The organism is Ruegeria sp. SATB045 (assembly GCF_059613525.1).
In genome coordinates this window covers 1-23,218 of the sequence record NZ_JBXWSR010000041.1, presented here as the reverse complement: position 1 = coordinate 23,218, position 23,218 = coordinate 1, and the positions used below count along the sequence as shown (strand labels likewise).

General features: G+C 52.1%; 26 protein-coding genes. 13 read left to right on the top strand and 13 right to left on the bottom strand.

What is annotated here, in order from left to right; all coding sequences use genetic code 11:
• From AC2FNR_RS22650 to AC2FNR_RS22640, 3 genes are all read left to right on the top strand, one after another.
• Positions 1 to 357 (top strand): site-specific integrase (locus AC2FNR_RS22650; protein ID WP_496851645.1); only part of this gene is annotated, 357 nt, incomplete at its 5' end.
• The gene (locus tag AC2FNR_RS22645) at positions 354 to 527 is read left to right on the top strand and encodes a hypothetical protein (RefSeq protein ID WP_496851643.1); all 174 of its coding nucleotides are present in this window, start codon (positions 354 to 356) and stop codon (positions 525 to 527) included. The genes AC2FNR_RS22650 and AC2FNR_RS22645, both read left to right, overlap by 4 nt.
• A 383-nt stretch (positions 528 to 910) precedes the next feature.
• Positions 911 to 1,966 carry a transferrin-binding protein-like solute binding protein gene (locus AC2FNR_RS22640; RefSeq protein WP_496851641.1) on the top strand — a complete coding sequence of 352 codons (1,056 nt, stop codon included), beginning with the start codon at positions 911 to 913 and terminating at the stop codon, positions 1,964 to 1,966.
• Positions 1,967 to 2,485: 519 nt separating this feature from the next.
• Here the strand turns inward: AC2FNR_RS22640 and AC2FNR_RS22635 are convergent.
• From AC2FNR_RS22635 to AC2FNR_RS22625, 3 genes are all read right to left on the bottom strand, one after another.
• Positions 2,486 to 3,718, bottom strand: coding sequence for a tetratricopeptide repeat protein (locus AC2FNR_RS22635; RefSeq protein ID WP_496851639.1), 1,233 nt, complete (start codon positions 3,716 to 3,718; stop codon positions 2,486 to 2,488).
• A 145-nt stretch (positions 3,719 to 3,863) separates the two neighbouring features.
• On the bottom strand, positions 3,864 to 4,751 hold the full coding sequence (locus tag AC2FNR_RS22630) for a transferrin-binding protein-like solute binding protein (RefSeq protein ID WP_496851637.1): 888 nt from the start codon (positions 4,749 to 4,751) through the stop codon (positions 3,864 to 3,866).
• A gap of 591 nt (positions 4,752 to 5,342) precedes the next feature.
• Positions 5,343 to 5,822, bottom strand: a complete 480-nt coding sequence (locus AC2FNR_RS22625; RefSeq protein WP_496851636.1) for a hypothetical protein — start codon at positions 5,820 to 5,822, stop codon at positions 5,343 to 5,345.
• 219 nt (positions 5,823 to 6,041) lie between these two features.
• Between AC2FNR_RS22625 and AC2FNR_RS22620 the strand changes: the two genes are divergently transcribed.
• A complete protein-coding gene (locus tag AC2FNR_RS22620; protein WP_496851634.1) occupies positions 6,042 to 6,287 on the top strand; it encodes a hypothetical protein in 246 nt (81 codons plus the stop codon).
• 290 nt (positions 6,288 to 6,577) lie between these two features.
• Here the strand turns inward: AC2FNR_RS22620 and AC2FNR_RS22615 are convergent, their stop codons facing one another.
• Both AC2FNR_RS22615 and AC2FNR_RS22610 read right to left on the bottom strand, forming a co-directional pair.
• Entirely contained in the window at positions 6,578 to 7,546 is a 969-nt protein-coding gene (locus AC2FNR_RS22615; protein WP_496851632.1) for a DUF2971 domain-containing protein, read from the bottom strand.
• A gap of 129 nt (positions 7,547 to 7,675) precedes the next feature.
• Positions 7,676 to 7,978: a hypothetical protein gene (locus tag AC2FNR_RS22610; RefSeq protein WP_496851631.1), complete on the bottom strand. Its 303-nt coding sequence runs from the start codon at positions 7,976 to 7,978 to the stop codon at positions 7,676 to 7,678.
• Positions 7,979 to 8,091: 113 nt separating this feature from the next.
• Here AC2FNR_RS22610 and AC2FNR_RS22605 point away from each other — a divergent pair, with 113 nt between their 5' ends.
• A complete protein-coding gene (locus AC2FNR_RS22605) occupies positions 8,092 to 8,730 on the top strand; it encodes a helix-turn-helix domain-containing protein (protein ID WP_496851629.1) in 639 nt (212 codons plus the stop codon).
• On the opposite strand, the gene AC2FNR_RS22600 is transcribed toward AC2FNR_RS22605, so the two are convergent.
• The 3 genes from AC2FNR_RS22600 to AC2FNR_RS22590 are packed head-to-tail and all read right to left on the bottom strand — an operon-like array spanning position 8,701 to position 11,194.
• Entirely contained in the window at positions 8,701 to 9,126 is a 426-nt protein-coding gene (locus tag AC2FNR_RS22600; protein ID WP_496851628.1) for a hypothetical protein, read from the bottom strand. The genes AC2FNR_RS22605 and AC2FNR_RS22600 overlap by 30 nt on opposite strands.
• Positions 9,123 to 10,811 carry a terminase TerL endonuclease subunit gene (locus tag AC2FNR_RS22595; protein ID WP_496851627.1) on the bottom strand — a complete coding sequence of 563 codons (1,689 nt, stop codon included), beginning with the start codon at positions 10,809 to 10,811 and terminating at the stop codon, positions 9,123 to 9,125. The genes AC2FNR_RS22600 and AC2FNR_RS22595 overlap by 4 nt, the downstream gene beginning before the upstream one ends.
• Positions 10,808 to 11,194 (bottom strand): hypothetical protein, encoded by a 387-nt coding sequence (locus AC2FNR_RS22590; protein WP_496851625.1) that lies wholly within the window; start codon positions 11,192 to 11,194, stop codon positions 10,808 to 10,810. The genes AC2FNR_RS22595 and AC2FNR_RS22590 overlap by 4 nt, the downstream gene beginning before the upstream one ends.
• Before the next feature lie 448 nt (positions 11,195 to 11,642).
• Here AC2FNR_RS22590 and AC2FNR_RS22585 point away from each other — a divergent pair, with 448 nt between their 5' ends.
• Together AC2FNR_RS22585 and AC2FNR_RS22580 are read left to right on the top strand one after the other, a co-directional pair.
• Positions 11,643 to 12,074 (top strand): hypothetical protein, encoded by a 432-nt coding sequence (locus AC2FNR_RS22585; RefSeq protein ID WP_496851623.1) that lies wholly within the window; start codon positions 11,643 to 11,645, stop codon positions 12,072 to 12,074.
• Between the two features lie 13 nt (positions 12,075 to 12,087).
• Positions 12,088 to 12,651, top strand: a complete 564-nt coding sequence (locus AC2FNR_RS22580; protein WP_496851622.1) for a hypothetical protein — start codon at positions 12,088 to 12,090, stop codon at positions 12,649 to 12,651.
• A 62-nt stretch (positions 12,652 to 12,713) separates the two neighbouring features.
• On the opposite strand, the gene AC2FNR_RS22575 is transcribed toward AC2FNR_RS22580, so the two are convergent.
• Entirely contained in the window at positions 12,714 to 13,067 is a 354-nt protein-coding gene (locus AC2FNR_RS22575; RefSeq protein ID WP_496851620.1) for a hypothetical protein, read from the bottom strand.
• A 203-nt stretch (positions 13,068 to 13,270) separates the two neighbouring features.
• Between AC2FNR_RS22575 and AC2FNR_RS22570 the strand changes: the two genes are divergently transcribed.
• The gene (locus AC2FNR_RS22570; RefSeq protein WP_496851612.1) at positions 13,271 to 13,717 is read left to right on the top strand and encodes a CBS domain-containing protein; all 447 of its coding nucleotides are present in this window, start codon (positions 13,271 to 13,273) and stop codon (positions 13,715 to 13,717) included.
• Positions 13,718 to 14,525: 808 nt separating this feature from the next.
• Here the strand turns inward: AC2FNR_RS22570 and AC2FNR_RS22565 are convergent.
• The 3 genes from AC2FNR_RS22565 to gntH all read right to left on the bottom strand — a co-directional run bounded on the left by AC2FNR_RS22565 (position 14,526) and on the right by gntH (position 18,816).
• Positions 14,526 to 15,716 carry a HupE/UreJ family protein gene (locus AC2FNR_RS22565; RefSeq protein WP_496851619.1) on the bottom strand — a complete coding sequence of 397 codons (1,191 nt, stop codon included), beginning with the start codon at positions 15,714 to 15,716 and terminating at the stop codon, positions 14,526 to 14,528.
• Between the two features lie 85 nt (positions 15,717 to 15,801).
• Positions 15,802 to 17,613, bottom strand: a complete 1,812-nt coding sequence (locus AC2FNR_RS22560) for a hypothetical protein (RefSeq protein ID WP_480867166.1) — start codon at positions 17,611 to 17,613, stop codon at positions 15,802 to 15,804.
• Between the two features lie 9 nt (positions 17,614 to 17,622).
• Positions 17,623 to 18,816 carry a guanitoxin biosynthesis MBL fold metallo-hydrolase GntH gene (gene gntH, locus AC2FNR_RS22555; RefSeq protein ID WP_171123249.1) on the bottom strand — a complete coding sequence of 398 codons (1,194 nt, stop codon included), beginning with the start codon at positions 18,814 to 18,816 and terminating at the stop codon, positions 17,623 to 17,625.
• Positions 18,817 to 18,941: 125 nt separating this feature from the next.
• Between gntH and AC2FNR_RS22550 the strand changes: the two genes are divergently transcribed.
• A complete protein-coding gene (locus tag AC2FNR_RS22550) occupies positions 18,942 to 19,511 on the top strand; it encodes a TetR/AcrR family transcriptional regulator (protein WP_496851616.1) in 570 nt (189 codons plus the stop codon).
• A 347-nt stretch (positions 19,512 to 19,858) separates the two neighbouring features.
• Here the strand turns inward: AC2FNR_RS22550 and AC2FNR_RS22545 are convergent, their stop codons facing one another.
• On the bottom strand, positions 19,859 to 20,404 hold the full coding sequence (locus AC2FNR_RS22545; protein ID WP_496851614.1) for a c-type cytochrome: 546 nt from the start codon (positions 20,402 to 20,404) through the stop codon (positions 19,859 to 19,861).
• Between the two features lie 508 nt (positions 20,405 to 20,912).
• Between AC2FNR_RS22545 and AC2FNR_RS22540 the strand changes: the two genes are divergently transcribed.
• The 4 genes from AC2FNR_RS22540 to AC2FNR_RS22525 all read left to right on the top strand — a co-directional run bounded on the left by AC2FNR_RS22540 (position 20,913) and on the right by AC2FNR_RS22525 (position 23,076).
• A complete protein-coding gene (locus AC2FNR_RS22540) occupies positions 20,913 to 21,359 on the top strand; it encodes a CBS domain-containing protein (protein ID WP_496851612.1) in 447 nt (148 codons plus the stop codon).
• 124 nt (positions 21,360 to 21,483) lie between these two features.
• Positions 21,484 to 22,149, top strand: coding sequence for a DNA primase family protein (locus AC2FNR_RS22535; protein ID WP_496851610.1), 666 nt, complete (start codon positions 21,484 to 21,486; stop codon positions 22,147 to 22,149).
• 131 nt (positions 22,150 to 22,280) lie between these two features.
• Complete coding sequence (locus AC2FNR_RS22530; RefSeq protein ID WP_496851608.1) at positions 22,281 to 22,691, top strand: hypothetical protein; 411 nt, start codon at positions 22,281 to 22,283, stop codon at positions 22,689 to 22,691.
• Positions 22,692 to 22,806: 115 nt separating this feature from the next.
• The gene (locus AC2FNR_RS22525; protein ID WP_496851606.1) at positions 22,807 to 23,076 is read left to right on the top strand and encodes a hypothetical protein; all 270 of its coding nucleotides are present in this window, start codon (positions 22,807 to 22,809) and stop codon (positions 23,074 to 23,076) included.
• The last annotated feature ends 142 nt before the right edge of the window (positions 23,077 to 23,218 follow it).

Sequence of the window (23,218 nt, the reverse complement as noted above, 5' to 3'; positions counted from 1 at the left end):
AAGACGGACGCGGCGGAGCGACTGGTTCCGGTTCATCCGATGCTAGATGAGACGTTTCGGCAGTTACCCTCATCCGGTCCTCTGTTTCCTGACCTGACCGTGGCGCATGTCACCAAGGGGTTTGCGAGACTGAGACGGCGGTTGGGCTTGGAGCGACCGGGACTGGTGTTTCACTCGACCCGCAAGTGGTTTGTGACCCAGTGTGAGCGAACAGGTGTCCCTGAACACTTCACGGCCTCTCTGGTCGGTCACCAATCGGCACGGTCGGAGAACGGGATCACCTACGGTATCTATTCGGCTGGCATCAGTGACGAGCAGCGGCGGTCGATCGTGGATCAGATACGGCTTCCGGTATGAGTTTCCCCGACATTGATGCGTTCGAGGAGCGAGCTGCTATCGCTGAGTTCGATGGCGGGTGCACCCGTAAAGCTGCGGAAGATCTGGCTGCTCGTGCTCAGGGGTTTCCTGACGCTGAAGCCTATTGGAAATGGCTGGCTGACTATGTCGTCAACCGTAGACCACCCTGAATACCAACCCTCGGCGGCCCTTTGCGGGTTGCCGGGGGTGCTGACTTTGCTTTCTTTTTGTTGAACAGGATGTTGGTCCAAGGTGACTGAATGATCGAGTTGCGGACGAAGCCGTCGGTCGTTTGCACACTCTTTAATGACCGCTGCGCGTACAAAGCCGCTGTCCGATCACTGATGAACAAGCAAATACTTGGGATATTAAAGCTTCGGCATGCCTTTTTGCTGTGAAGATTCATCTTCCGTTACAACCGGACTCATCGCACCCTGGTGACTCTTGAGCCAGATCAAGGAAAGCATGCCGATTTTGTGCATGCTAGTTGAAAATTCCGAGATGGAGAGCGGATGCGTAAGTCAGCCATTTAGAAAAGCCGTAGGAGTGGTTCATGAAAGATATTATGCCAGTGCGATCATTTCGACTTTTCCTTCTTGGCGCACTGGTTGCTTGGTGCAGTTCTTGCGGTTCCGGAGGAAGCTCTGGAGGAGGAGGGGACGCACCTCAAGCTGAGCCCACAAGCCCGAAAGCCATGGCGTTCAAGCACTTCTATCTTCTCTCGTATGGAGATACTGAGTTGCAAGGTGAAGCGGTTACAGCAACCGTAGTTCTGAACGAGACAACGGGGAGGTACGAGTTCTCTGATCCATCCAATCCCAGAGCTGCCACTCTTCTGCTTACATTCGAACCTGGATATGACGCACTCAACCAATTCGGCCAAGAAATATACATTTCACCCCGCATCGACGGAATTGCAATTTCAGCAATAAAGCCAGAAAAGAAACTGGATAAGGGGCCCATTGATCTATCGTATCTATTCACGCCCGGCAAAAGCGATGCGGAAGGAAGAGTGTATCAGTATAACTCCCGCGAAATTGGCGGTAGCACCGATGAATCCACAGCATTGATAACCATCCTAGCCTATCCGGAAGCAACCCAGCCGCCATATGAGTATCAATCATTTGGCAACTGGGTCACTGGATACGGTGTGCCATCCCGCGCCGTCGGTGCAGGTTCTTTTGGGTCCCGCACAGCCCAAGATGGTATTCCAGTGGATGCAAACGCAAACTACTCAGGCGAGTTACTCGGACTAGCAGTACTAAAAGATGGACAATTATACAGCACAGTTGCTTCGGTTTACATCTCTACTGATTTCCAAACAATATCAATAGAAAGCAGGGACACAGAGGCTGTAAGAATATATAATGGAGTAGGCGAAACAAAAAGATGGGGCGGGAACGTAACAGTTTCAAAACAAGAAATGGACTTTGCAGGCTCTGGTCCAGTTTCCGGGACCAGCTTTACTGCGGATGTAGCAGGTGACGCCACTTCGGGGAAAGCAGGCGGTGTTTTTTATGGGCCAAACGCCAACGAAATTGGCGGCACATACCAACTCACTGGGCCAGGAGGAGTTTCCCACATTGGTGGATTTGGCGCTCGACAATAGCTTTCACGCAGAAGATTCAATGCATTAAGCTTCGAAATCTAAGGGAGCTATCGACCTAAGGGGCCATACGACTCTATTGTCGTCCGCCTTGGACTCGAAGCAATCCAAGGCTCGAACGACCGCTTCGCCATACCAACAAACCCCAAACTGGAATCACCAGCGACCACCCGTCAACCCCCGAAACGACTCGTCAGCGGTCGAGCTAGTGCTTGTGGTCGGTTGCTCTATTGGAAATGGTTGGTTGACTATGTTTTCAACTGAAGAACACCTTGGGAAATAACCCTCGGTGGCCCTAAACGGTTTGTCGAGGGGGAGGGCTCATTTTTGTTTACTCTTTGCCTAACAGGACTTATTTCGGGGCAGGCGTAACAACTATGTTTCATGCCAGAATAATTTGTCGATACAAAAATTAATTCGGTAAGCACTTAGAGGATTAAATTGGGTGACCAGGATGGTCTCTGCTTGCGGAGCATTCCGCGAAACGCAATATTTTTGATTTAACTCAGTAAATCTCCCTAACTAGAATTCGTTGGTCAGCCCTACTTCTATCGTAGTTTCGTGATAACTAAATGCGTCAATTCCACTTTTCACCCGATTGTAATTGCCTTCAACGTATGGAATCAGTCCGTTCCCTATTATTATGTCGCGCTTCTCAATTCTAAGACGCAGACCATACTGATTTTCGTCAGGATTGCCTAAGAAAAGTGGATTGGTCTCTGAGAACGATTTGACCGCAAAATAAACCTGAGGTTCAATGACAAATCCAGCACCGGCGTCAAAGGAGCCAAAAGCCTCCAGACCTGCGAGGTTATAAGTATCAATGTCGCGATCCGTTGATTTGGTTTCGGCAAAGATAGCAAATCCAACCGTGTTTCGCCCCAAAAAGGAACGCCGTGCCCCAAATCTTGCGTTAATTGTATGTCCACTGAAAGTGTCATCGAATTTATTGTCCAATTTAAACCCTGAAATCGAACCAAACACTGAAACGGCTTGCGAGTTTCTGGTCTCGAACGCAGTCTCTAAACCCAACCTGTCCTCAAAGTGTTCATCGGCAATGAAACGTGTCGAGGCTACTGGGCTAACAACAACTGTTGTCCGTGGAAAAACCAAACGGGCTCCGCCTCGCGCACCCAAAGTCACGTCGCGAAACGATTTCTCATCTGAAATATCTCCAAATGAGAACACCTCTGCGAAGCCAATAACCCTACGATCCTTTGTTGTAAGCCCATTCAGACCTTTGCGCCACAACGCCGATACAGAATACCCGACGCCATATGTAGTCTTGCTGGAGCGATCCAAAGTCGCTGGTATGGGTATCCCGAAGAAGTCTAATTCAATCTGGTCGGTGTCGTAGTTTCGCGTGGAACCGAGTTTTTTTAACCCAAACTCAAAATCCAACTCAAACCCTCGCCGCGCATCAATTTCTGCAATAAAAGTCAGAACTTTTTGCCGAACAGGTTCCGGAATATCACCTGACAGCACTTTAAAAAACTCGGACCGCGAACGGTTCCATTGTTCGCTTAGGAAATAAGCCAGCGCCAACTCCAAGCGCACACGTGTAAGGCTAGGATCTTCCGCAAGAATGCCAAGGTATATTGCAATTGCTGTACTGTAGTCACCGCGGTCAGTGGCGGCGAGCCCCGATTTAAACCTGGCATCTATAACGGCCGGGTCGGTGGTTGATGCATTCGCTCCATTGGAGGCCACGCAAAAGGTTAGAAAAAAAACTACGATCAACCGCCAAAAAGTCATCGCGACCCCATTAGGCAATTTTTTTTTCTGCGATCTGAATAACTTTCTGCGCGCCTTTTTGGGGACGGTGCCTGAAGTGTCCACATTCGCCTAACGACTGTCCGCAACGGAGTAGTATTTAGTTGGCCGTAGTTCAGCACTTTGGTCAATTTCCGCCAAACGCTCCCATATGCCAAACTCCACCCGGACCGGAGGTTGAATACGTGCCTCCAACTTCGTTGGCTGAGGGACCATAAAACTGCCCTTGCGCAGAGCCAGATGTACCCGTTCCCGTCACAGTTGCCGAGAACCCTGAACCGCTAACCGCGCCCGAACCGCTAAAATCCAGTTCCGGTGCACTGCTCGTTGCGGCTGTGTTGAGATTCACAGCTGCCGTGTTCGCACTATCGATGCTGGCAGTGTTGAAATCCGTGGATACTGTAACCGTGGATACCGTTTGGTATGGCTGGCCATCTGCACGACGAGCCACTCCCAAGCCCACGCCCCGGTATGTTGCGCTGGCTCCAACGGGAACGTCAGAAGCTTGTGTTTTAAGGCCGTAACTTCCTGCGCCAGCAGTTCCGGAACCAGTTCCAGCTCCAGTAACCCAAGCACCATACGTTTGGTATTCGTAGCCTGATTGTCCAGGATTGATAAACGTCGCTGAATCTTGACCATCTGCTGTTACAAATGATGTGGTAAATGGATCGTCTATCCTAGTGTCACCGTTTCTCGTGTCAAATGAAACGGACGACCCAGACGCATTAGCTGTCAATGCAACAGGAACACCGTTTCTGGTAACTACGCGTGTGGTGCTTTGCGACGGTCCAGAGGGGTTATTTATGGTCACATCCCCGGTGGCGGGATCGGCAACATAGCTCGCCGTAACAGCCTGTCCGTCTATTTCCGTGGTTCCATTATCCGGAATGTTCGAGAAACCTGTAAACGGTGTTACGGTTGACCCTGGGCCAATGCTTTCGTTGCCTCCACAAGCGGTCAAAGCCGTGCAAACCAATGCTGCGAAAACAGTACGAGATATGAATAGATCAGCCATCTCTTCCTCCTAAAAAGAAGCTCCGAAAGCACCCTAACATATCTTATTATCCGAATATCTTGTCATAGATCAAGCGAGACTCCCTTAGCTAACCTTTCAGAAACACACATTTAACCGCTAGGCGCGTGTGTTTAATTGTCCTTCAAATTTTTTAGTCGGTCGCCATAATACTTCGCAGTTTGTGTTGGTGGCCACAATCAGCAGTGAGCAGATGGAAGACTGCCTTGGGCTCTAAGCAATCATTGACTAGTGCCAATGGAACGTCCTGTCATTCAACTTCAAGGGTCTCGTCAACAGCCCCACCAGCACCAGCGACAACCCGTCAGCCCCCGGAACCAGTCGTCAGCGGTCGTCTCAGCGCCAGTGGACGGTCCTCTAGCGGTCTAGTCAGCAGCCTCTCTAGCAGCCAAAATGCCCCCGAAACCGCCCCAGTTTCTTATGCTTCGCCAAAAAGCCGATAACAATCATCGGACGGCAAGGAATCCTACCACCCCAGCCATGAAAATAAGGGCCTTCCGAGACAATCGGACGGCCCTTTTTCTTTTGGTGTCCAGCTTTGGTGTCCAAACGTCAGAATCGACACTGTATGCGCTAGGTGCGTGGCATCCCGCTCTGAATAGCCAGCTTTGCCCGTTCCAAGAACTCGCTTTCCGGTCGCCCTGTTTCTCTCCAAAGCTCCACAGCCATGTAAAGCAACTCCAGAGAACGTGTCGCTTCGCTCTTTCGCGGTCGCCCGCCCCGGTTGATATCTGACTTCTCGCTTTCCAGAGCCGCCTTGTTGAGTGCTTCTGCTAACCTGTAGGCGTCCGTCAAAGTCTCTGGCGATTCAGACAGAACTTCCCTTTCCCACATCGCCAAGAGCTTTAACCGTCGTGCCGTCGCGCTGCTGATGTTAAACCATGCCAATTGCTTTGCTTCTGACACGTTCGCTTGCAGGTGATGACCATCGGAGTCAATCACCGCCTGTTTTCTAAGTTCCAGCATGGCATTTCCCAGATTCATGGCGTTCGAAACCGTCTTGTCCATCTGGTATTTGGTCGCGAGGTCTTTGAATTGCTCGTTACTGTTCATTTGCTCTTCCCATGTTTCACTGTGAAAGGTATGGGGGTTTCACGGTGAAACGTCAAGGGGTTTCATTATGAAAGGGGAATTGCGGTCGATTCTCCTGAGCCGACGGTCAAATACTTTATACGATTGCGGAGCTACTGGGCACTTAGGGACGACCGGTCGATGCGAGAATTGACAAACCGGTCAGCAATCACCATGTCAATTCAACACTGGGAGGTAGTTATGACGATTTTGGTTGTTGCACTTGTTGTTGCCGAACTTTTTGCCGTGACGTTTCTGAAGGCGAGTCTTTTTGTAGGTTCTGCCATCATAGTCACGGGGTTGCTTTTCAAGATCGGCGCTGTTTTGGCAAGTGTAATCAAAGCAGCCGTAACCCTTCCATTCGGTGCTAAAGTCGTTGTTTCTCCGGCGATGACTTTTTTTTCAAAAACAGCCGCTGCGCTCACTTTACTAAAGGTGCTTAAGTAGTGAACCCTTGGTGAAGCACACTTGCTTCCCCTGTTGCACGAAGAATTAGCACAATTGTTATGAGACAATGGCCCCAAACAATCCCTGCAGACCTCAAAGCTGCGCTAGAAACGTTATTAGAGTTTCGCAGCGCACCATCAGTTCAAGATGAATGGGGCGTTATGTTCGAATGGCTAAATGAGCACGGCATCCAGCCACCGGACTACCCACTACCATCTGAGCCGGAGCAAATCGGGCTGGTCGGTCATCAGTGACGATCTAATCGGACCGTAAGCTACATGCTCGTACCATTATCGACGAAGTGGGATGTCAGATATTTTCACGCGATTACGGGCATCAGGAACACCAGCCTGAATCAACGCGCCACTAAGGGCATCGTGGATAGTAAGTGCCGATGCGGTCGGGCCGATTATTATTTCGTCCAATAGATCGGGAACTGTTGCACCGAAAAACCCCTCGTCCGGGAAATCCTGCAAGGGAAATTTGTACACCCGCTGGGGAACTCCATTCACGACTTCAATGTCGAAGTCTATTTTGTTGGACGGAAACATGGTCGGCGAAAAAATGACGCGCCACTCACGTTCTTCAGCAAAGCCGGGGTGTTTCGTGGAGAGTGCCGCGAAATGAAACATGCTCTCAAAAACACGTTTCACTAAGTCCCCGCCACATTCTCGCGCAAAACTCAAATTGGACTCCAGCGCGTCAACGACACGGCTGATTTCGGAAACAAAAGTGCCTACGTCCCCGTAAAATACAGGGCTGGTGAACGCATTGGTTGCAGTGGACTCTCTCAAAAATGGACCATTGTTCATGACAAGCGCAACGTTCGTGTCGCCACCATAAGCGCGCCACATCGAAAGCCTTCCAAATTTGTCTTCGTTCGTTACGCCGTTTCCGTGTTCGCTCACAGAAATCAAAAAACTTTCGCGATGCCGGTCATAATGCCGTTCGTTGAATGCCTCTTGAATCCTGAGGCTCAATCCGCTTTCGATACTTTCCAATAGCCCACGTAGACGTGCGCCTTGTGTTTCGTCATTCCATGCCGCTGCGAGGCAAGTTTGGCCGTGCTGTACTTCGGAGAAGTCATTCATCTCGGACGCGTTCCGCATCCAGACGGTTTCATTTTTGATAATGCTTAGCGCACTTGCTGCGCTTGTGTAGTGGACGAATTTAGTCCCGTTCGCTCGTACGCTGTCCATCTTCTCAACTGTGTAAGGCGAAAGCATAGACCATAGCCGTTTGTATAGTTCGTCCGTCACGTATTCTTCCCCTCACCTAAAAAATGCTTGGAACCAATTATTTAACGTGACTCTGGTTAACCCTCCCTTCCCTGATAAACAACCGAAATAGCTAAGGATCGCGACGGAAACGCCGCAATCCTAGGTAAGTTAGCGACCACCGCAATACGACGCAGCTACATCCTCGGGCATCGGTTCGTCTTCGGCTTCAACAGCCGGGATGCGGGATGCCTCGGCACCGTTGCCGTCATACTCGACAAAGCTCGGTACGCCGTTGTCATCAGTTTCAATCCCGACGCGACCACCTTCCAGATCGGAAGTCAGCAATGCACCAACTGAATTGCCTTCATCGTCTGTAACGGTTTGAGCGACGATTTCTTTCGAACGCAGACCCAGCCCGCCCTTGGTGACATTTAGCCCGTCCAGACGTGCGGTATCTTTATTGATCCTCATGGTAAATCTCCATTGGTTGAATGATGAGCCTTCACCATGAGGGGCGCATATTACGCGCGTCCAGATTGTCCCGCGTTGGTGCAATAATCATCGCCTTGACCTAGACTGGGACAATGACCAAAGAGAGAGCAAAAGAGCACCGACGCCGCCAAGGGGCATACCTGCGACAGCAGCGCGAGAAGTTAAATCTGACGATCCGAGACGCAGCATCGGCAACGGGTATTCCAAAGAGCGTCCTCAGTCGCCTAGAGAACGGGGATAACATTCGGGACATTGGCAATTGGCTGATCTACGCGGCATATCTGGCCCGAGCGGGTGCCGATTTCGGGGACAAGACATCCACATTGCGCCGTAGCGCGGCGAGCCGTGCCGAAGCCGCAGAACAGGCTGAAGCTGCCGAGTATCTGGCGCGTATTCGGGCCGTTGGGGCCAATGACGTTCCGCTTCAGACCATTGCTCCGGATAATGTGGATATTGCCGTAGTTGCTGCACCGTCAGGGGACAGGCTGACAGCCGTTGCTCTGTCTGCACGTGGACGGGCTTTCATCGGAGACCATGGCACGGATCGGTACGGAAGGGCATTGCTGCCAGCAATAATGGGAACGACCGTACCAGCACTTGCAGCACATTACCGGACAGCCGGGTTCCGGGTCTGGACCCTGACACATCCAGCCGTGTCAAAAGAGGTATTGGACTGGTCGGGGCTACAGCCAACGCGAGTGTCACGTCTGGTTGCGAGCATTATCGGTTAGATTTTGCTTCACCCATTCGAACAATCTCCCATTCATCTCTGCCCGTGTCTTGACGCTGTGGTGTCGATGACAAAGTGTCACGAACGGGCCGGTCCAGAACCGTTGCCGCCAGTCCATCGGGGTTACCCGTTCCAGACCCAAAGTATAAATTACATACCGGGCCGCTTCATCGTCATGACCGCATAAGTGATCGACGTGATTACCAGGTGATCCGCAGACCTGACAATCAGGTTGGTGTTTCAGGTGTTCGCGTCGAATTTGCTTCCACCGTTCGCTGCCATAATGATCTTTTCGTTCCTGTCGATCAGGCGTGATGTGCTCGGGGGCCGATGCGGCGCGGAACTGGGCCTCTGCGGCACGGACGCGCCCATTGGCCAGAGGTATGCGTCGTTTCATAACACACCGCCTGATCCGAAAATGGCCAACAGACCAACCAAGCTGCCTATCATGGCCTTGGCATCGAAGGTCTTCGGTCGACGCATCACCAGCGTGGCCGCTGCATCCAAGATGCCGCTTACCGGGTCAACTTTTGCGTAGGTGCTGCGCTTGGCAATCTCAACCACGTTGTTCCGTTCAATGCTGACGCAGTTACCAAAACACCAGTCCAGCATTCGACTGTTATCGAATCGAATGGTGCCTTCCTCTGCTTTTCGTTCCACGGATCGCACCGCACTGTTCAAACGGAATGCAGACTGGCCGATACCCATGACAGGGTGGTTGTCTTTGTCACTTTCCGACAGGGCGAAACCGGCGGCTTCCAATGCTTCGACCAGATCGATTGCCGCAGCAGGGTCAACACCAATGGCGTGCAGCTTTCCGGCATCCTTGACCCGTTCACATATCCTGATCATCGCCGGGATATCTTCACCCGGCTGGACGATGTGAAGATCACCGTCTTCAATGAAACCTTCCAGACTGCTGCCAAACTCGGTGTTTTCATCCACGGCCCGTTGCGTACACCAAGCACGGGCGGACGCCAGCCACCTGCCCGATGAGGTGACACCGATGGCACCCATGCCGCTGAGGTCACCAAGGCCACCCAGATCGATCCCAAGCGCGACGTGCTGCGATTGCCTGATCACGTCTTCGATTGTTAGTCGAACTGGTGACAGACCCGCGATAGCTTCGGCCAGAAACCAACTGTCTTCCTGAACGGCGCTGGATACTTCGACGTTGAAAAACTGGCTGCGTTCAACCGCCGCCTTGACCGGCCCAGCGCGCAATGCCGTTGCACACAATGTGTCATAGAACCGCTCATCGCCAATATGGGGATAACTGGGCAACAAAAACTGGCGCAGTTCCGGGTGATCCAGAACGTCCGGGCAGCCTTCCCATGGTTCATAGAGGATCGGCAAAAACGAGTCGTCGGTGATGATCCCGTCACGAACCGCCCGTGCCTGTTGCAGTAGGTCGTGAAACACGCCGGTGGGTGGGGCATCCGACATTGTGCTGACATAGATGATCTTGGCACCGGGATCGACGGTCAGCGCGCCTTTCATCTGGGTCTGTATCTTCGACCCGGCCTTGTGCTTTCCGCACAAATGAACTTCATCCAGCAGCACGCTGCCACGAATGCCGGTGATGGTTTCGAGACTGAAGGATTTAACGCTGAGTGTCGCATCGGTCCGCAGGAACGTTATGGTCTTCAGATGTTCCTGAACCCGGCACAATCCCGCCAGAACCGGATCGGCTTCGACTGCCCCGGACAGCAGGCTGAAAACAAGGTCACTGATAGCGATACTGGGCGAGATGATGGTGTAACTGGCCTTCGGTCGCTTATCCAACAGGAAGGCGGCAAAGAACCCCAAACCCAACAGGGCGCTTTTCCCGTTCTTTTTTGGCATCAGCATGAAGGCTTCGCGGATGTTGTTATCCCCGAAGATCGCCCGGATGCTGGTATCCACCCAGCCGATATTAGGAAGGCTTGCGAGTGTGGGTTTACCCGTCTTGTCGGTCAGGCGTAGCTGACCCAGTGCCTTACTGATGCGATCCGCTTCAGGCGTGTGTAACGGCAGAACATCCGGGTCGATTGGAACTTCCCGACGTTGAAGACGTTCGGCCCAATCTTTACAAACGGTCATCCCTCAAGCACCTCTGACCAGACACCGGAATCGCTTTCGATCAGGGTGGCACGTTCTGCTGCGGCAGCTTTAGCCATTTTCCCGCTGCGTTCCTTTGGCGTAACCTTCAACAGCGTCTGTGCAGACCGGACCGATGCGTAACACCGCTCTGCGGCTTGGCTGAACTTCAGGGATTGTTCGTAATCGCCCTCTGCGGCAGCCTTGACGGCCAGCCGATCATACATGTCACCACGCATTGTTGAGCGGACAACAGCGTCAATGGCATGCCCGTCAGATACCTGTAAACCGCTCTGGCGATGGATGATCCGGCACAAATCTTCGAATAAAACACTGTATGGCGGCACCAGATCGTGCGGGACGGGAAGACCTATAGTTTCACTCATAAATAATCTCCGCGCTCAACTCCCCTCGGCGGTGGATGTTCCCCGAAGCTCTAAAAAAAACACTGCCCCCCGCGCTCGCGTCATCGTCCCATCTCCACATCGAATGCATGATCACGTACACGGACGATCTCGGTCCGCAAACTTTCCACATCCGACTTGAGATTGGCGACAGAGCGAACGCGGTCCAATCGCGACAACTCGGTCAGGCAATCATCGACATCGGACGTGAGTTGATCAAGGCGGCGACGTGTTCGCTTGGCCACGCTGGACGATGAGGATATGGGCAGTCTTGGATATGTAGGCATGGCGGCATTGTCGGACCGACACGGGCAGTGCGTCAAGATGAATCTTTTAGCGATTACAGATACTTATATGATTATTGCTATAGAGCGTTGCTTCCTCAAGTTGGAAACTGTTTAACTCGTGCAGAAATAAGAGGACATCGTAAATGTTGAGACTGGTTGCAACAACTTACCTGGTGCTGGCTGCACAAGCCGGACTTGCACAGGAAGGTGTGATCGCACATTGTGGTCCATCCAAAGGCACAGCTTACTTTTTCCAAGATGATTTGACTAACGCAGACGGTCCGAATTGGTCTGACGACGGGATCAGTAAAGGCAAGATTGTCTTGGTCAGACTAGGCGAAGAATGGGACATCCAGTTTGACGACACTGCTGGCGCATATGGGTACCGACAGGACGGAGCAGAGGTAATTCCACTGGGCAGTTCAAAAGGCAAACTGTCAGTTGGGGCGTTTCATGCCAACTATGCGGATATTTACACCTTCAATTTCAAAGATGGTGAAGTTCTATGGACGTCTCACAAGACTGGAACTTTAGTATCCAAGGTTGCGATCTACAGAGCAGATTGTGCGAAGTAACAAAGGATACGAGATGGTATTAAAAGCACTTTCGCCACGCCTGTTGCTATCGACTTTTTGTATTTTGGCAAGCGCGCATTCAGTCAAGGCGGGACCTGATGAATTGTCAAAATGGCTCATGGAAGAACCTGCTTCGATGATGGATATCGGGCTTCTAAGATTGGATTTATTTCTGAGGCGAACTGACATCAACAAGCTCAGTCCGGTATATGCTTCTTACAATTGGGACGACGACAATATCGTTATTAGCTCCATTCAAGGTGCCAACTTTAATCATGACAGTGAATATGATGCACGCAAGGCATGCGGACACTGGTTTAAGGAGATGAGACGCGCATTCTTAGTCGACAGTGAAACCGGAGCTAACATGGTCGGAAGTATCTACGTCTTCTCGGATTTCTTTACACATAACGGTTTTTCTAGAGGAAAACAAAAAGACGATAGTTTTTTAGACGATCTGTCAAATAAGGCGGCACTACTCCTCACTGTTTATTACGAGGTCAATGGAGAGACCAAAACACTGGTTTGCTCCAAGCCTCTATACGCAACCAGTTTCAGATTTGAAATAAAAGACTAGGGCGATGCGCACACCGTGCAACGTTTGTGCTTTGGTCGTGGTCGGTTGCTGCATAGATCGATTTAACACCCGACCGCACGCTTGATCTTGCGTGGTGTATGAGGCGACCTGCACAAACCTTTTCGAACGCGCAGGAACACTTGGCCGTTGCACGGGTCCTGTTCCTCAAGCTGGCCGCTCTGTAAGCCTCGCTCCAATGCCTCTACCCGATGGAAATCTGCCTTGCGGTAATAGACGTAAGACTTCGGTTTCCAGAGCCACGGGTGTTCATGTTCCAGCAGGATGCAGGTGGCATCACACAGATCGTTTCGCCAAGTGGTCACGGACACAAGGATAACGCGACCATGATCATCCGGATCGGTACACACGATGTGGAGATGCTTTGTGTCTGGGTTGTGATGAGTACCGGTAGGCACCAGAAGCGTTCCGGCCTTGCGTGAGGGTGGGCCCTCAGAGGTTGTTGGTCACAAGATAAGAGACTGCCCATCACGAAAATCCGTACTGCGTGCTTAGATGCTGTTTTGTGATTTACTAGAATTGGGAACTTGACCTACGTCATGGCCGGTTACCATCTATTTTGGTATGAGTTGCACGTTGGACGCCAAATAAAAACGTGTCCATGAAAGGAGAGTGTGGCATGGCATGCGCGCGAGACATACTCACGTCCAAATCACCAGACCTTCACGATCTCAAACCGGAAAATACTGTGCTTGAAGCGCTTGAGCTTATGGCAAGTGAAAACATTGGAGCAATAGTGGTCCTTTCTGAAGGGTCTCTCGCAGGCATCTTCACAGAAAGACTGTACGCAAGGGACGTATTCCTCAAGGGTAGGGCATCCCCAGATACGTCACTCGGAGATGTAATGGTTACTAATGTGATTACCGCAACTCCGGACACTTCCGTCGAAGAATGTATGGCGATCATGAACAAGAAATGCATACGGCATCTCCCGATACTATGGGAGGGCAGTGTCGTTGGGATGATCTCAATTGGTGACTTGATGAACCGGATTATTCAGGACCGAGAATTCGATATTGAGCAACTCGTCGATTATATCGGCGGCTAGTATTCCGAAAAGGATCGAATTGATTGCTTTAATTGGTGCTTGGGTAGCTAGCGCATCTTGGCGATTTCGATCTAAATTGGGTCTTGCCCGGTGCCTACTATCGTCCCAGATGCGGTCGACTAGTATGGCCACCTCTGGATGATCCGACCAGCGGTGAACATCGATTGGCCGCGAGTGCCATGGGTTCTCTATCTCTCCCATAGCCTCCCCCCTCTCTTTCTTCTTATCTTATTATTATTAATAAGGAACAAGGATACTGGGGTTCCTCTATCCTCTGGTTTCTATTCATTACTTATACCTATTCCCCAGTCCCTTAGTACCCCAGTTATGGAGAACCGTGGCATGGGCCTTCAACGACCTCTGAGGGCCCACCCGCAACACCCGTAACACCCGAAACCACTGGGGCATAAAAGGGGGCATTTCCTGGGTCGGTGTGACCCAAGTGCCTGTCGTCGTTTCATGTGTGAATGAACTGGCTGGGGTGGTAGGAATCCTTGCCCTCCGATGATTAGACTCGGCTTTTCCCGCTGGCCTGACCAACTGGGGCGGTTCCGGGGGCATTTTGACCGCTAGAGAGGCCTTTAACGGGTGCTGCCTAGACCGCTAGAGCGACCGTTCTGGACCGCTGACGAGACGTTCCGGGGGCTGAAGACTGGTCGCTGGTGCTGGCGGGTGGTGGGTCGGAGCAGACGTTAAGGCGTGATGCAGCGAAGGACTGGTTAGAGCTCAATCTGTCTTATGCTGCGGAACGGCCGAATGTCCGCTTTTCTCCCAGGCGACCATCACGGCACGTGCCATCGCAATGACCTTAAGCCAGCGTGGAGTAAACCTCGGCAACTCGCTGAAAGGTCCAATAGCAGGCGATAGCCGCACATCCACCGGCTAAGCCCACTCGTAGGGACATCCACAAACTGGAGTTCACGCGCCGACACATTATCAAGGCAGGCCAGAGCGCAAGAATAATGGCGACCTGGCCAAGCTCGACGCCAAGATTGAAGGCAAGTAGGCTTTGCCAGATGTTTGGGGAGGTGACCTGCAAGATCTTGTGCAACACAAAGCTAAACCCAAGCCCGTGCAAGAGGCCAATCAGCGTTGTCAGAAGCACCATCGTGACTTCAGAGCGCGCATTGTCCCTAAAACTCATAAACGCTGCGACAGCTGCAAATATGATAGAAAGCGCTATTCCGGTTTCAACGGCAGGAACAAACCACGCGCCCGATGGTACAAACCCGAAAAACCCCAGCGACAGCGTTACGCTATGCCCAACGGTAAAACCGGTTGCACGCAGCAATAGCGCCCTGAGGGTCTGCGCTCCAATGACCAAACACACAACAAAAAGAACATGATCCAATCCTTCGAGGATATGTCGTATACCTTCCCAGACAAAACTCAGGAATCCTCCATACCCCTCTTGCTGAACCACCAATGGTTCAGTCATCAGGCCTCGAGATCGGAATATCTGCGGTGTGTCCGACGCGTAGTCGAGAATGAGGTTGGCCGTTTGATCCTGATCGGGCAAGCCGGGGTCCAGCACGTTGGTAATGCTGTAAGATTGGACCGGGCCGTCAGTGTCATAATGCAGGACGAGATCGACAATTGTGTCACCAACAAAAAGCGGTGGCGTTAAGGCCGTTTCGGTGTCCACGGCCTGTTGAGCTTCGGCCAAAGTTGCAAATCCGGGCTCATTTCCAACTCGATGCAAGCGAACCGACTTAACTGTTCCTCTTAAGCGCTGATTGTCGACCAACAGATGCAACCCACCTTCAGCGAATTGCCCCAAACCATTGGGATCGCTCACGACAGCCTGCAAGTCGACAAAGTGGACTATTTGACCGTCGCTCATGGCATTGGTCGTGAATGGTGCAGCTTCCGGTAAGGCATCACCATCCTGATCACCGACCTTGTCTGCAACCAGATAAGGCATGGGCGTACGCATGTAGACACGCAGGCCGCCTTCTGAATGATCGACATGCGAAATTCGAACGTTGAGATTAAGCAAAAAATGCGCCGAGGCTGACAGCGTCAGTGACAAAAACACACCGACAAACAGAGCGCCGAAAGCAAAAACCTTTGGTCTTAAACACTTATGCATTTGGATCGCGAGCCTCGATCACAGTTAATCCATCCAGCTTCCATTGCCCGGATTCAGGTACAACCTCGGCCAGCACCCGAAACGTAACGGCGCGCATGTGGGCATGCCCCCAATGACCGCCTTGGGCTTTCACTGTCCATTTGGCCAGAGTGCTAAATCCACCCGGCTTGAGGGTCGGGTCAACGCGCTCTAAATTCAGGTCTCTAATTTCGGTAACTGCAGCAAGCCTGCCTCCTGGCGTTCGGATCACGAGACCACGTTCAACCTCTGTTGCGATGTCACTCAGAGACGCTTCCGTCACAATGTGTGTCAGCTCTGCCTTTCTTGCTGCCGGCGATATTTCCAGGGTCACTGTGTTCAAGTTTTCGACCATCGAGCGCAGTATATCTTCCGCAACCTGTGGCTCAGGGTGGGTAGGCTTCTTCCAAGGTAATTCTGGCAAATATCCCGAAAACGCGACGGTTGCTGAAGCGGCGACAAGCATGGTTACGCAACTGGCGTGCTTTGCAACTCTGCCTCTGCACAGTAGGAAAAAACCAAGTGAGACGGCGCTGACAATCCCAGTGATCAAAGCGATTGCCGGGTACTGCTGCGTCTGCCGCTCAACTGGAACCTGAATGACAGATGCTTTTTCGTATTGGAGCAAGTGGTTCCGCCAGTGGAACTGTGGATCCGCTGGTGTCACAGCTCCAAAGAATGGCCCAGCGATATCGTTTGATATGGTCGCAACGCGGGAAATTTCCTCGTCAAACATATCCCATGTGACTGTCACATGATCGGGAAGTTCTGCCGATGAGAAAGACAGGATGGCGCCGATAAACGCATTGTTCACGGACACTTCCTTTCCAGGCTCGACAACCTGAAAACCCTGCGATGTTAGCTCGAGGAGTTTTGCGGTTGCGTTTGACGGTTGCACTGATTTGCCATCAATTGTCACCGGGTTACGTGAAGCCAGGAAGGACGCCGCCTGGTTTACGATCAAGGCGCTACGCTGTGGTGAAAGCGTTTGTCCCACTTCCATGGTTTCATCAATCCAAGGCGCCAGTTCACGCAAGCGGATCAGGGTCTCGTGCCGAACTTCTCGGGGTTCGATATAAAGAAATGTCGATGTCCCGTCCTGCGCTTTTCGATTCAGACTCGCAGCGGAAAATCGGGTTTCCCAAGGGTCAGGCCAGTGAATCTTTAACTCTGCTGGCTTTGACAAGAAGCGGAAATCCGTGACCGGAACCTCTCGGTCAAAAACCTGCATCCCGATTGTTACCAGTGGTTCGCCATCCTGCGATGGAGGCATTATGGTCAGCTCGTTGGGAACTGAGTTTTGAAACGGAAAGAACACTTCGACGAACAGAACACGCGGATCTTTTGGCGGGCTGGGAACAATTTTGCCCGAGAATGGATCGCGCTGACCTGCAAGCGGAGAGGCCCGGTCGATGCGCGTTCGGTATTCTAACTTTCTGATTTCAGCGTGTAGGTGCTGTTCGTCCCTTGCAACAATAGACAGCGCCCGACTTTCGGTTTGGGCAGAGCCTTGATTGGACTCCCGTTCAGCCTCCGGCTCACCCTCAACGAAATCCGATGACCAACCGATTGGCAACATATCCGCAAACAACGGAATATCTTCGACATAGATCTCAAGGTCGATGTAAACCCCATCATCTTTTACATGAAGGACAGCAATATTGGGTGCGACTTCCGAACCGTTTGTCAAAACGACATCTGCTGAAACGGCCAATGCACCCGAGACCATCACGCTCAGCATCAGGAATAGTCGGCACAGATACCGCCAAATTAGAATTTTGTTCACCCCTGAACGTTAATTTTCCGGCATTGGCGGTGGCGTGTAACCATCCCATTTGCCGGCTTGAACCTTTTCAGAAGGCTCTTTTTCTTTTGAACGCGGTGCATTGATGTATTCGTCGCTCACAGCTGGTGGCAGAGCATATTCGTCAACACTCGCTTCCCGAACAACGATCTGATCCTTGGTTACGTTTATCACCTGTAGGTCTCGCGCCAGAGTGAGCGGTCCATCGTATGTCGAACGGACACCTTCCAGGATTGCCTGATAGTTTTCGGGCGAAAGAACAGAGTGATACCCTAGGGCCATGCGTGGCTCGACAGCGGACATAACTTTGCCGAAAGCCGCAGGTTCCGTATGAACGCGCGTAGCTACATAAGTCGCCTGTTTCATGTCCCAGCCAAAATAAGGGGCTAGCGCATCCGGTGGCAGGAAGGCCTCGTGAGACGCGATGTCCGCCCCTTTGGCATATTCTACATACCATTTGTTCGGGTATGTATCGCCACCAAATACGTATTTCAGCCCATTCCATTCTAGAGAGTAGCTTACCGAGCCATCTAGGCTGTGGATCGCGGGCCAGGAACGGATAGTTACGTCGTTCTCCTGATAAACAATCTCGTTTTCCTGCATGTAATCGAATTCAGTGACTTCAAGCTTGGCGCCATCATCCGGCAGCGCGCCCGTTCGCGTGGCCAAGTCCCAGGCGTAAGCTTTGGACATGCCCTCAACATAGGCTTTGGTGCCCAGTTCATCTTCTGATCCGGACGGGCCGAAGATGCGGAGCGGGGTATATCTGCCCGAAAGCCAACCTCCAACGTGGAGGCCCATGAAGTCTCCAACGTGATCAACATGCAAATGGCTGAAGAAGACCTTGTCGATCTTTGCGAAGTCCGGTCGCAGCGAGAACAGGTTTCCCGTTGCGCCAGTTCCTACGTCAAACAGAAAGACGTCCCCATTCCCAAGTTCCACATAAAACGAAATCGAAACGGCTGCCTTGGTTTGGTTTGGCATCCCCGTCCCCAATGCCGTGATACGCATCTCATCCTCGCCGAGGATTTCAGTGTTGGGAAAGTAAGACGCAGGATATACACCGTTTTCGATTTCAGTGGCACTCCGACCTGTCGGCAAGGCGTTTTGCGCCGTGGCTGTGCCAGCCAGCGTCATGCCTAATGCCATCAATGTACCGGCTGCGGTTTTCATTAAGTTATTCATTGATCCCCCCTTCAAAGCGAAGCCTCGTAAGAGAACACGAAACCGTGAACCTCTCGTTCACCATAGACTTCTCTACGGTAATTCCATAGACTGCTCTATGTCAAATAAAGAATGCTGTAATCTGAATGTCAGAAACTGTCACCCGAGCCTCACCCAAAAACGCCGCGACCAAGGAAGACTGGATATTGCTGGCCTACAAAGTTCTCAACGAGGGCGGCGTTTCCGCGATAAAGGTCGTGCCAATGGCAAAGCGAATGAACCTGACAAGCGGCAGCTTTTATTGGCATTTCAAGAACGTCCGTGAGCTTTTGGATGAGGTTCTCAGATATTGGGAGCAGGAACTGACTGACAAAGTGATCACACAAGCAAAGACATTTGGCGGTCCCCCGGAAGACCGCATTCTTCTTCTCATGAAAAAGGTCATCGAAGAGGACGCCGCGTTGCCAGATCATGCTGTCTCAGTGTGGGCGAATACCGATGAGAAGGTAAGAGAAGCTTATCAAAGAACCATCGGCAAACGATTCCAGTTCGCCGCCTGGATGTTTGAACAGGCCGGGTTTTCGAAAGAAGAAGCGAAAGCGCGTGGAAGGTTGATGGTTACTTCGCTAATGGGAGACTCTTCGACAGGTCTGAAAGCGCGAGGCGATTGGGAAAAGGTTATAGAGCGGGAATATGCAATTCTTGTCGGAAAGTAGAAGATAGAACAAGAAAGTTGCCCGGCATTGTAAGTTTGCTCGAAGCGGACAGCCAGTTTTTAATTGCCCTGTAGAAATAGCTCACGCAACAATGCCAGAAGCCGACGTTCAGTCTGTGACCATCAAGGTCCGCTTCGTCCCGCAACCCAGTCATTGATGCACAGCGCAGCGAACGACTGCTCTGAGCTCTTCCTGTTCGCTCAAAATACTGCAGGGAAAGTCAGCTTTTGGCGTAATTTAGGATTTCCGATGCGCAATACTTTTCATTCCGGAACCCCGCTCCAACGAGCTCGTTGCGCAAAGATGCATTTACGAGTCTATGGCTGTAAAACTTCATCCATATCGGTCTACGGAAATCCCGCACGCATGTAGGCGATGATTTTCCAGATGTCGTCCTCGCTCAGTTTTTGCTTGAACGCCGGCATGTCAGTTCCAAAACGTTCACCGCCCTCGGAAACTGTCCAGAGCAGAAATTCGTCTCCCGACATCGGCATTTGGACGAACCATCGAAGAAGGGCTGGAGATGGCACAAGAGAGCGACCGGCTTCGCCATCTCCCAAACCCGCAGTCCCGTGACAGCTTGCGCAGTTCTGCGAATACAGTGCGCGGCCCTCTGCAACGACTTCTGGCGTTGCGCGAACGGTACTTCGCGCTCCCCGATAAGCCGCCGGCACGCCTTCGTTCATATAAGTCCAGTGTCTCTGCATCCGTTGCTCTTGGCCTGGACCCATGTTGCCCCAGCCCCAGCCGTGCATGTGGTCGGAAGACATATGGCCCGAACCCATCGGACCATGTCCCCACCAGTCACCTCTTTGCTGCTGAGCACACGCAGCAGCGACTGAGACTGCAACTACAAGGACCGCGGTCAACGCTCGTGGATATATCTGGATCATCCTCAGATCCTCCAAATTCTTCTGCTTTTCAACATGCAGACCACAGTACCACACAGTCAAATGTACCGCCAATTTCCGCTACTCGGCGCTTGGGTGTGCGAGTGCCGCGTCTCACTTCCCGCGTGGCCAGGCGCTTGACTGGCGAACGTCAGAGATGGAACACGTCCTTATGGCAACTGCTCTAAGCTCCAAGATCAAGAGAGTTCGTTATCGGATATCCGGTATGGATTGCTCCAAAGATGCGGCTCAAATTGAGAGGGCTGCGCATTCGGCAGAGGTTGCACCGGATGCGGTGAAAGTGTCTTTGGCCACCCACATCATGACCCTGAAGGTTCCTGAAGTACTATTGCCTGACACAAGATAAGAGACTGCCCATCACGAAAATCCGTACTGCGTGCTTAGATGCTGTTTTGTGATTTACTAGAATTGGGAACTTGACCTACGTCATGGCCGGTTACCATCTATTTTGGTATGAGTTGCACGTTGGACGCCAAATAAAAACGTGTCCATGAAAGGAGAGTGTGGCATGGCATGCGCGCGAGACATACTCACGTCCAAATCACCAGACCTTCACGATCTCAAACCGGAAAATACTGTGCTTGAAGCGCTTGAGCTTATGGCAAGTGAAAACATTGGAGCAATAGTGGTCCTTTCTGAAGGGTCTCTCGCAGGCATCTTCACAGAAAGACTGTACGCAAGGGACGTATTCCTCAAGGGTAGGGCATCCCCAGATACGTCACTCGGAGATGTAATGGTTACTAATGTGATTACCGCAACTCCGGACACTTCCGTCGAAGAATGTATGGCGATCATGAACAAGAAATGCATACGGCATCTCCCGATACTATGGGAGGGCAGTGTCGTTGGGATGATCTCAATTGGTGACTTGATGAACCGGATTATTCAGGACCGAGAATTCGATATTGAGCAACTCGTCGATTATATCGGCGGCTAGTATTCCGAAAAGGATCGAATTGATTGCTTTAATTGGTGCTTGGGTAGCTAGCGCATCTTGGCGATTTCGATCTAAATTGGGTCTTGCCCGGTGCCTACTATCGTCCCAGATGCGGTCGACTAGTATGGCCACCTCCAAGTTTGAGCAACACTCCACTGGTATTGCCGGTTTGCAGGGTGCGCGCCTCGTCGTCGGCTCCGAACTGCCTAAGGGTAAAAGCTGGGATGAAGCGACAATCAAAGATTTGACCGGTGGCGACAAGCTGACGGCGCGCCTGATGAAGCAGGATTATCTCGACTTCGAACCGCAGCTGACGCTCTTCATTGCCGGAAACAATATGCCATCCTTCGCAGGTATCGACGAAGCGATCCGCGCCCGCGTCGTACTGGTGCCGTTCACAGTGACCATTCCGCCCGAGAAGCGCGACAAGGCGCTACCGGATAAACTGCGCGCAGAAGCACCTGCTATTCTGCGGTGGGCGATCGACGGGGCGCTGCAATGGCAGCAGATTGGGTTGGACGTACCGGCCAGCATTACCGCGGCATCCAACGCGTATTTCCACGACGAGGACATTCTCGGCCAGTTCCTCGAAGACGAGACCGACGCAGACACGGGCAGTTTCGTCACAACCAGTGCCTTGCATCATCGCTTCATGCAGTGGTGCGAACAGCAAGGACTGCAGCCCTGGACACAACGCACGCTGCAAAAGGAGATGAAGAGCCGGCAATTTGTCACTACGCGGCGCAACACCGGGCGCGGGTTTCTGCACCTCAAATTGAAGTTTGGGTGACGAAAGTGACGGAAGTGACGCTTTTCCCTTTATGCGACGTACGCGCGAGATTCCGGAAAGACTCTCAGATACGTCCTACATAGGAAGAAGCGTCACTTCCGTCACTTTTGCCAAACATTGGAGAATGGACGATGAGTGAAATTGAGAAAGACAATCGACCTGAGCACGATCTGTTCACCTTCCGCCAAGACGAAGATGGTGGTTTGCACGTGACGCAGTACAGGGAAGATGCCCTGACCAAGATCTTCGGCAGTGACAGCCCTGCGGTGAACGAGGGCCTGTTCCTGCAGGCCTATAAAACGCTCAAACCTTCTGAAGTTGAAGATGGATCAGAGGACATGCGGGGTTTTATGCCTGCGATCGTCAGAGAGATTGCGCCGCGTGACGGTGTCGAGCGTATGTTGGCGGTGCAGATGGCAACAACGCACGTGGCAATGATCCGGCAAGGTGGCCGCATGGCGAATGCAGAGCAACTCCCGCAATTCGAGGCGCATGAGCGCGCGTACAACAAACTGGCACGTACGTATACGGCTCAGGTCTAGGCGCTCCGCAAATACCGAAATGGCGGAAAGCAGACAGTTACCGTGCAGCACGTCAACGTCGAAGATGGCGGGCAGGCCATTGTCGGCAACGTCGAGGCCCGGGGGAGGGTCGCACATGAAAAGTGACGACAACCCCATGAAAAGTGCCCACGCCGCGCCAAGATGTACAGCGAAGTCAAAACGAACCGGAGAGCGCTGCAATGGCCCGGCCGTGAAAGGGTGGACGGTGTGCAGGTTCCACGGTGCCTGCGGCGGTCACGGCTCCGGTAAAGCCAACCCGGCTTACAGGCACGGCATGCGGACGCGAGAATGGCAAGAAATGCGCAAAGCGATCAACGATCTGGTACGAATGGAAAAGGAGATCGAGGATTTGATCTCCGATTGATCGCGATCTCTCAATGTCGGCTTAGCGCTCCAAACCAGTCATCTGACAAAAATACTCAGATGACTGCTTTGGGCTGATTGTGTTGAAGAAGTCGGCTTTTGAGACGCGTTGATATTGCGGTCGCGTTCGCTTGATCTGCGAA

Bases quoted from the DNA above. Each gene is read 5' to 3' on its own strand.
- AC2FNR_RS22580 (WP_496851622.1), top strand. From the start codon at position 12,088: ATGGTATTAAAAGCACTTTCGCCACGCCTGTTGCTATCGACTTTTTGT.
- AC2FNR_RS22545 (WP_496851614.1), bottom strand. From the start codon at position 20,404: ATGATCCAGATATATCCACGAGCGTTGACCGCGGTCCTTGTAGTTGCA.
- AC2FNR_RS22625 (WP_496851636.1), bottom strand. From the start codon at position 5,822: ATGAACAGTAACGAGCAATTCAAAGACCTCGCGACCAAATACCAGATG.
- AC2FNR_RS22635 (WP_496851639.1), bottom strand. From the start codon at position 3,718: ATGACTTTTTGGCGGTTGATCGTAGTTTTTTTTCTAACCTTTTGCGTG.
- gntH (WP_171123249.1), bottom strand. From the start codon at position 18,816: ATGAATAACTTAATGAAAACCGCAGCCGGTACATTGATGGCATTAGGC.
- AC2FNR_RS22610 (WP_496851631.1), bottom strand. From the start codon at position 7,978: ATGAGGATCAATAAAGATACCGCACGTCTGGACGGGCTAAATGTCACC.
- AC2FNR_RS22645 (WP_496851643.1), top strand. From the start codon at position 354: ATGAGTTTCCCCGACATTGATGCGTTCGAGGAGCGAGCTGCTATCGCT.
- AC2FNR_RS22530 (WP_496851608.1), top strand. From the start codon at position 22,281: ATGAGTGAAATTGAGAAAGACAATCGACCTGAGCACGATCTGTTCACC.
- AC2FNR_RS22540 (WP_496851612.1), top strand. From the start codon at position 20,913: ATGAAAGGAGAGTGTGGCATGGCATGCGCGCGAGACATACTCACGTCC.
- AC2FNR_RS22600 (WP_496851628.1), bottom strand. From the start codon at position 9,126: ATGAAACGACGCATACCTCTGGCCAATGGGCGCGTCCGTGCCGCAGAG.
- AC2FNR_RS22570 (WP_496851612.1), top strand. From the start codon at position 13,271: ATGAAAGGAGAGTGTGGCATGGCATGCGCGCGAGACATACTCACGTCC.
- AC2FNR_RS22595 (WP_496851627.1), bottom strand. From the start codon at position 10,811: ATGACCGTTTGTAAAGATTGGGCCGAACGTCTTCAACGTCGGGAAGTT.
- AC2FNR_RS22620 (WP_496851634.1), top strand. From the start codon at position 6,042: ATGACGATTTTGGTTGTTGCACTTGTTGTTGCCGAACTTTTTGCCGTG.
- AC2FNR_RS22605 (WP_496851629.1), top strand. From the start codon at position 8,092: ATGACCAAAGAGAGAGCAAAAGAGCACCGACGCCGCCAAGGGGCATAC.
- AC2FNR_RS22590 (WP_496851625.1), bottom strand. From the start codon at position 11,194: ATGAGTGAAACTATAGGTCTTCCCGTCCCGCACGATCTGGTGCCGCCA.
- AC2FNR_RS22640 (WP_496851641.1), top strand. From the start codon at position 911: ATGAAAGATATTATGCCAGTGCGATCATTTCGACTTTTCCTTCTTGGC.
- AC2FNR_RS22550 (WP_496851616.1), top strand. From the start codon at position 18,942: ATGTCAGAAACTGTCACCCGAGCCTCACCCAAAAACGCCGCGACCAAG.
- AC2FNR_RS22630 (WP_496851637.1), bottom strand. From the start codon at position 4,751: ATGGCTGATCTATTCATATCTCGTACTGTTTTCGCAGCATTGGTTTGC.
- AC2FNR_RS22585 (WP_496851623.1), top strand. From the start codon at position 11,643: ATGTTGAGACTGGTTGCAACAACTTACCTGGTGCTGGCTGCACAAGCC.
- AC2FNR_RS22535 (WP_496851610.1), top strand. From the start codon at position 21,484: ATGGCCACCTCCAAGTTTGAGCAACACTCCACTGGTATTGCCGGTTTG.
- AC2FNR_RS22525 (WP_496851606.1), top strand. From the start codon at position 22,807: ATGAAAAGTGACGACAACCCCATGAAAAGTGCCCACGCCGCGCCAAGA.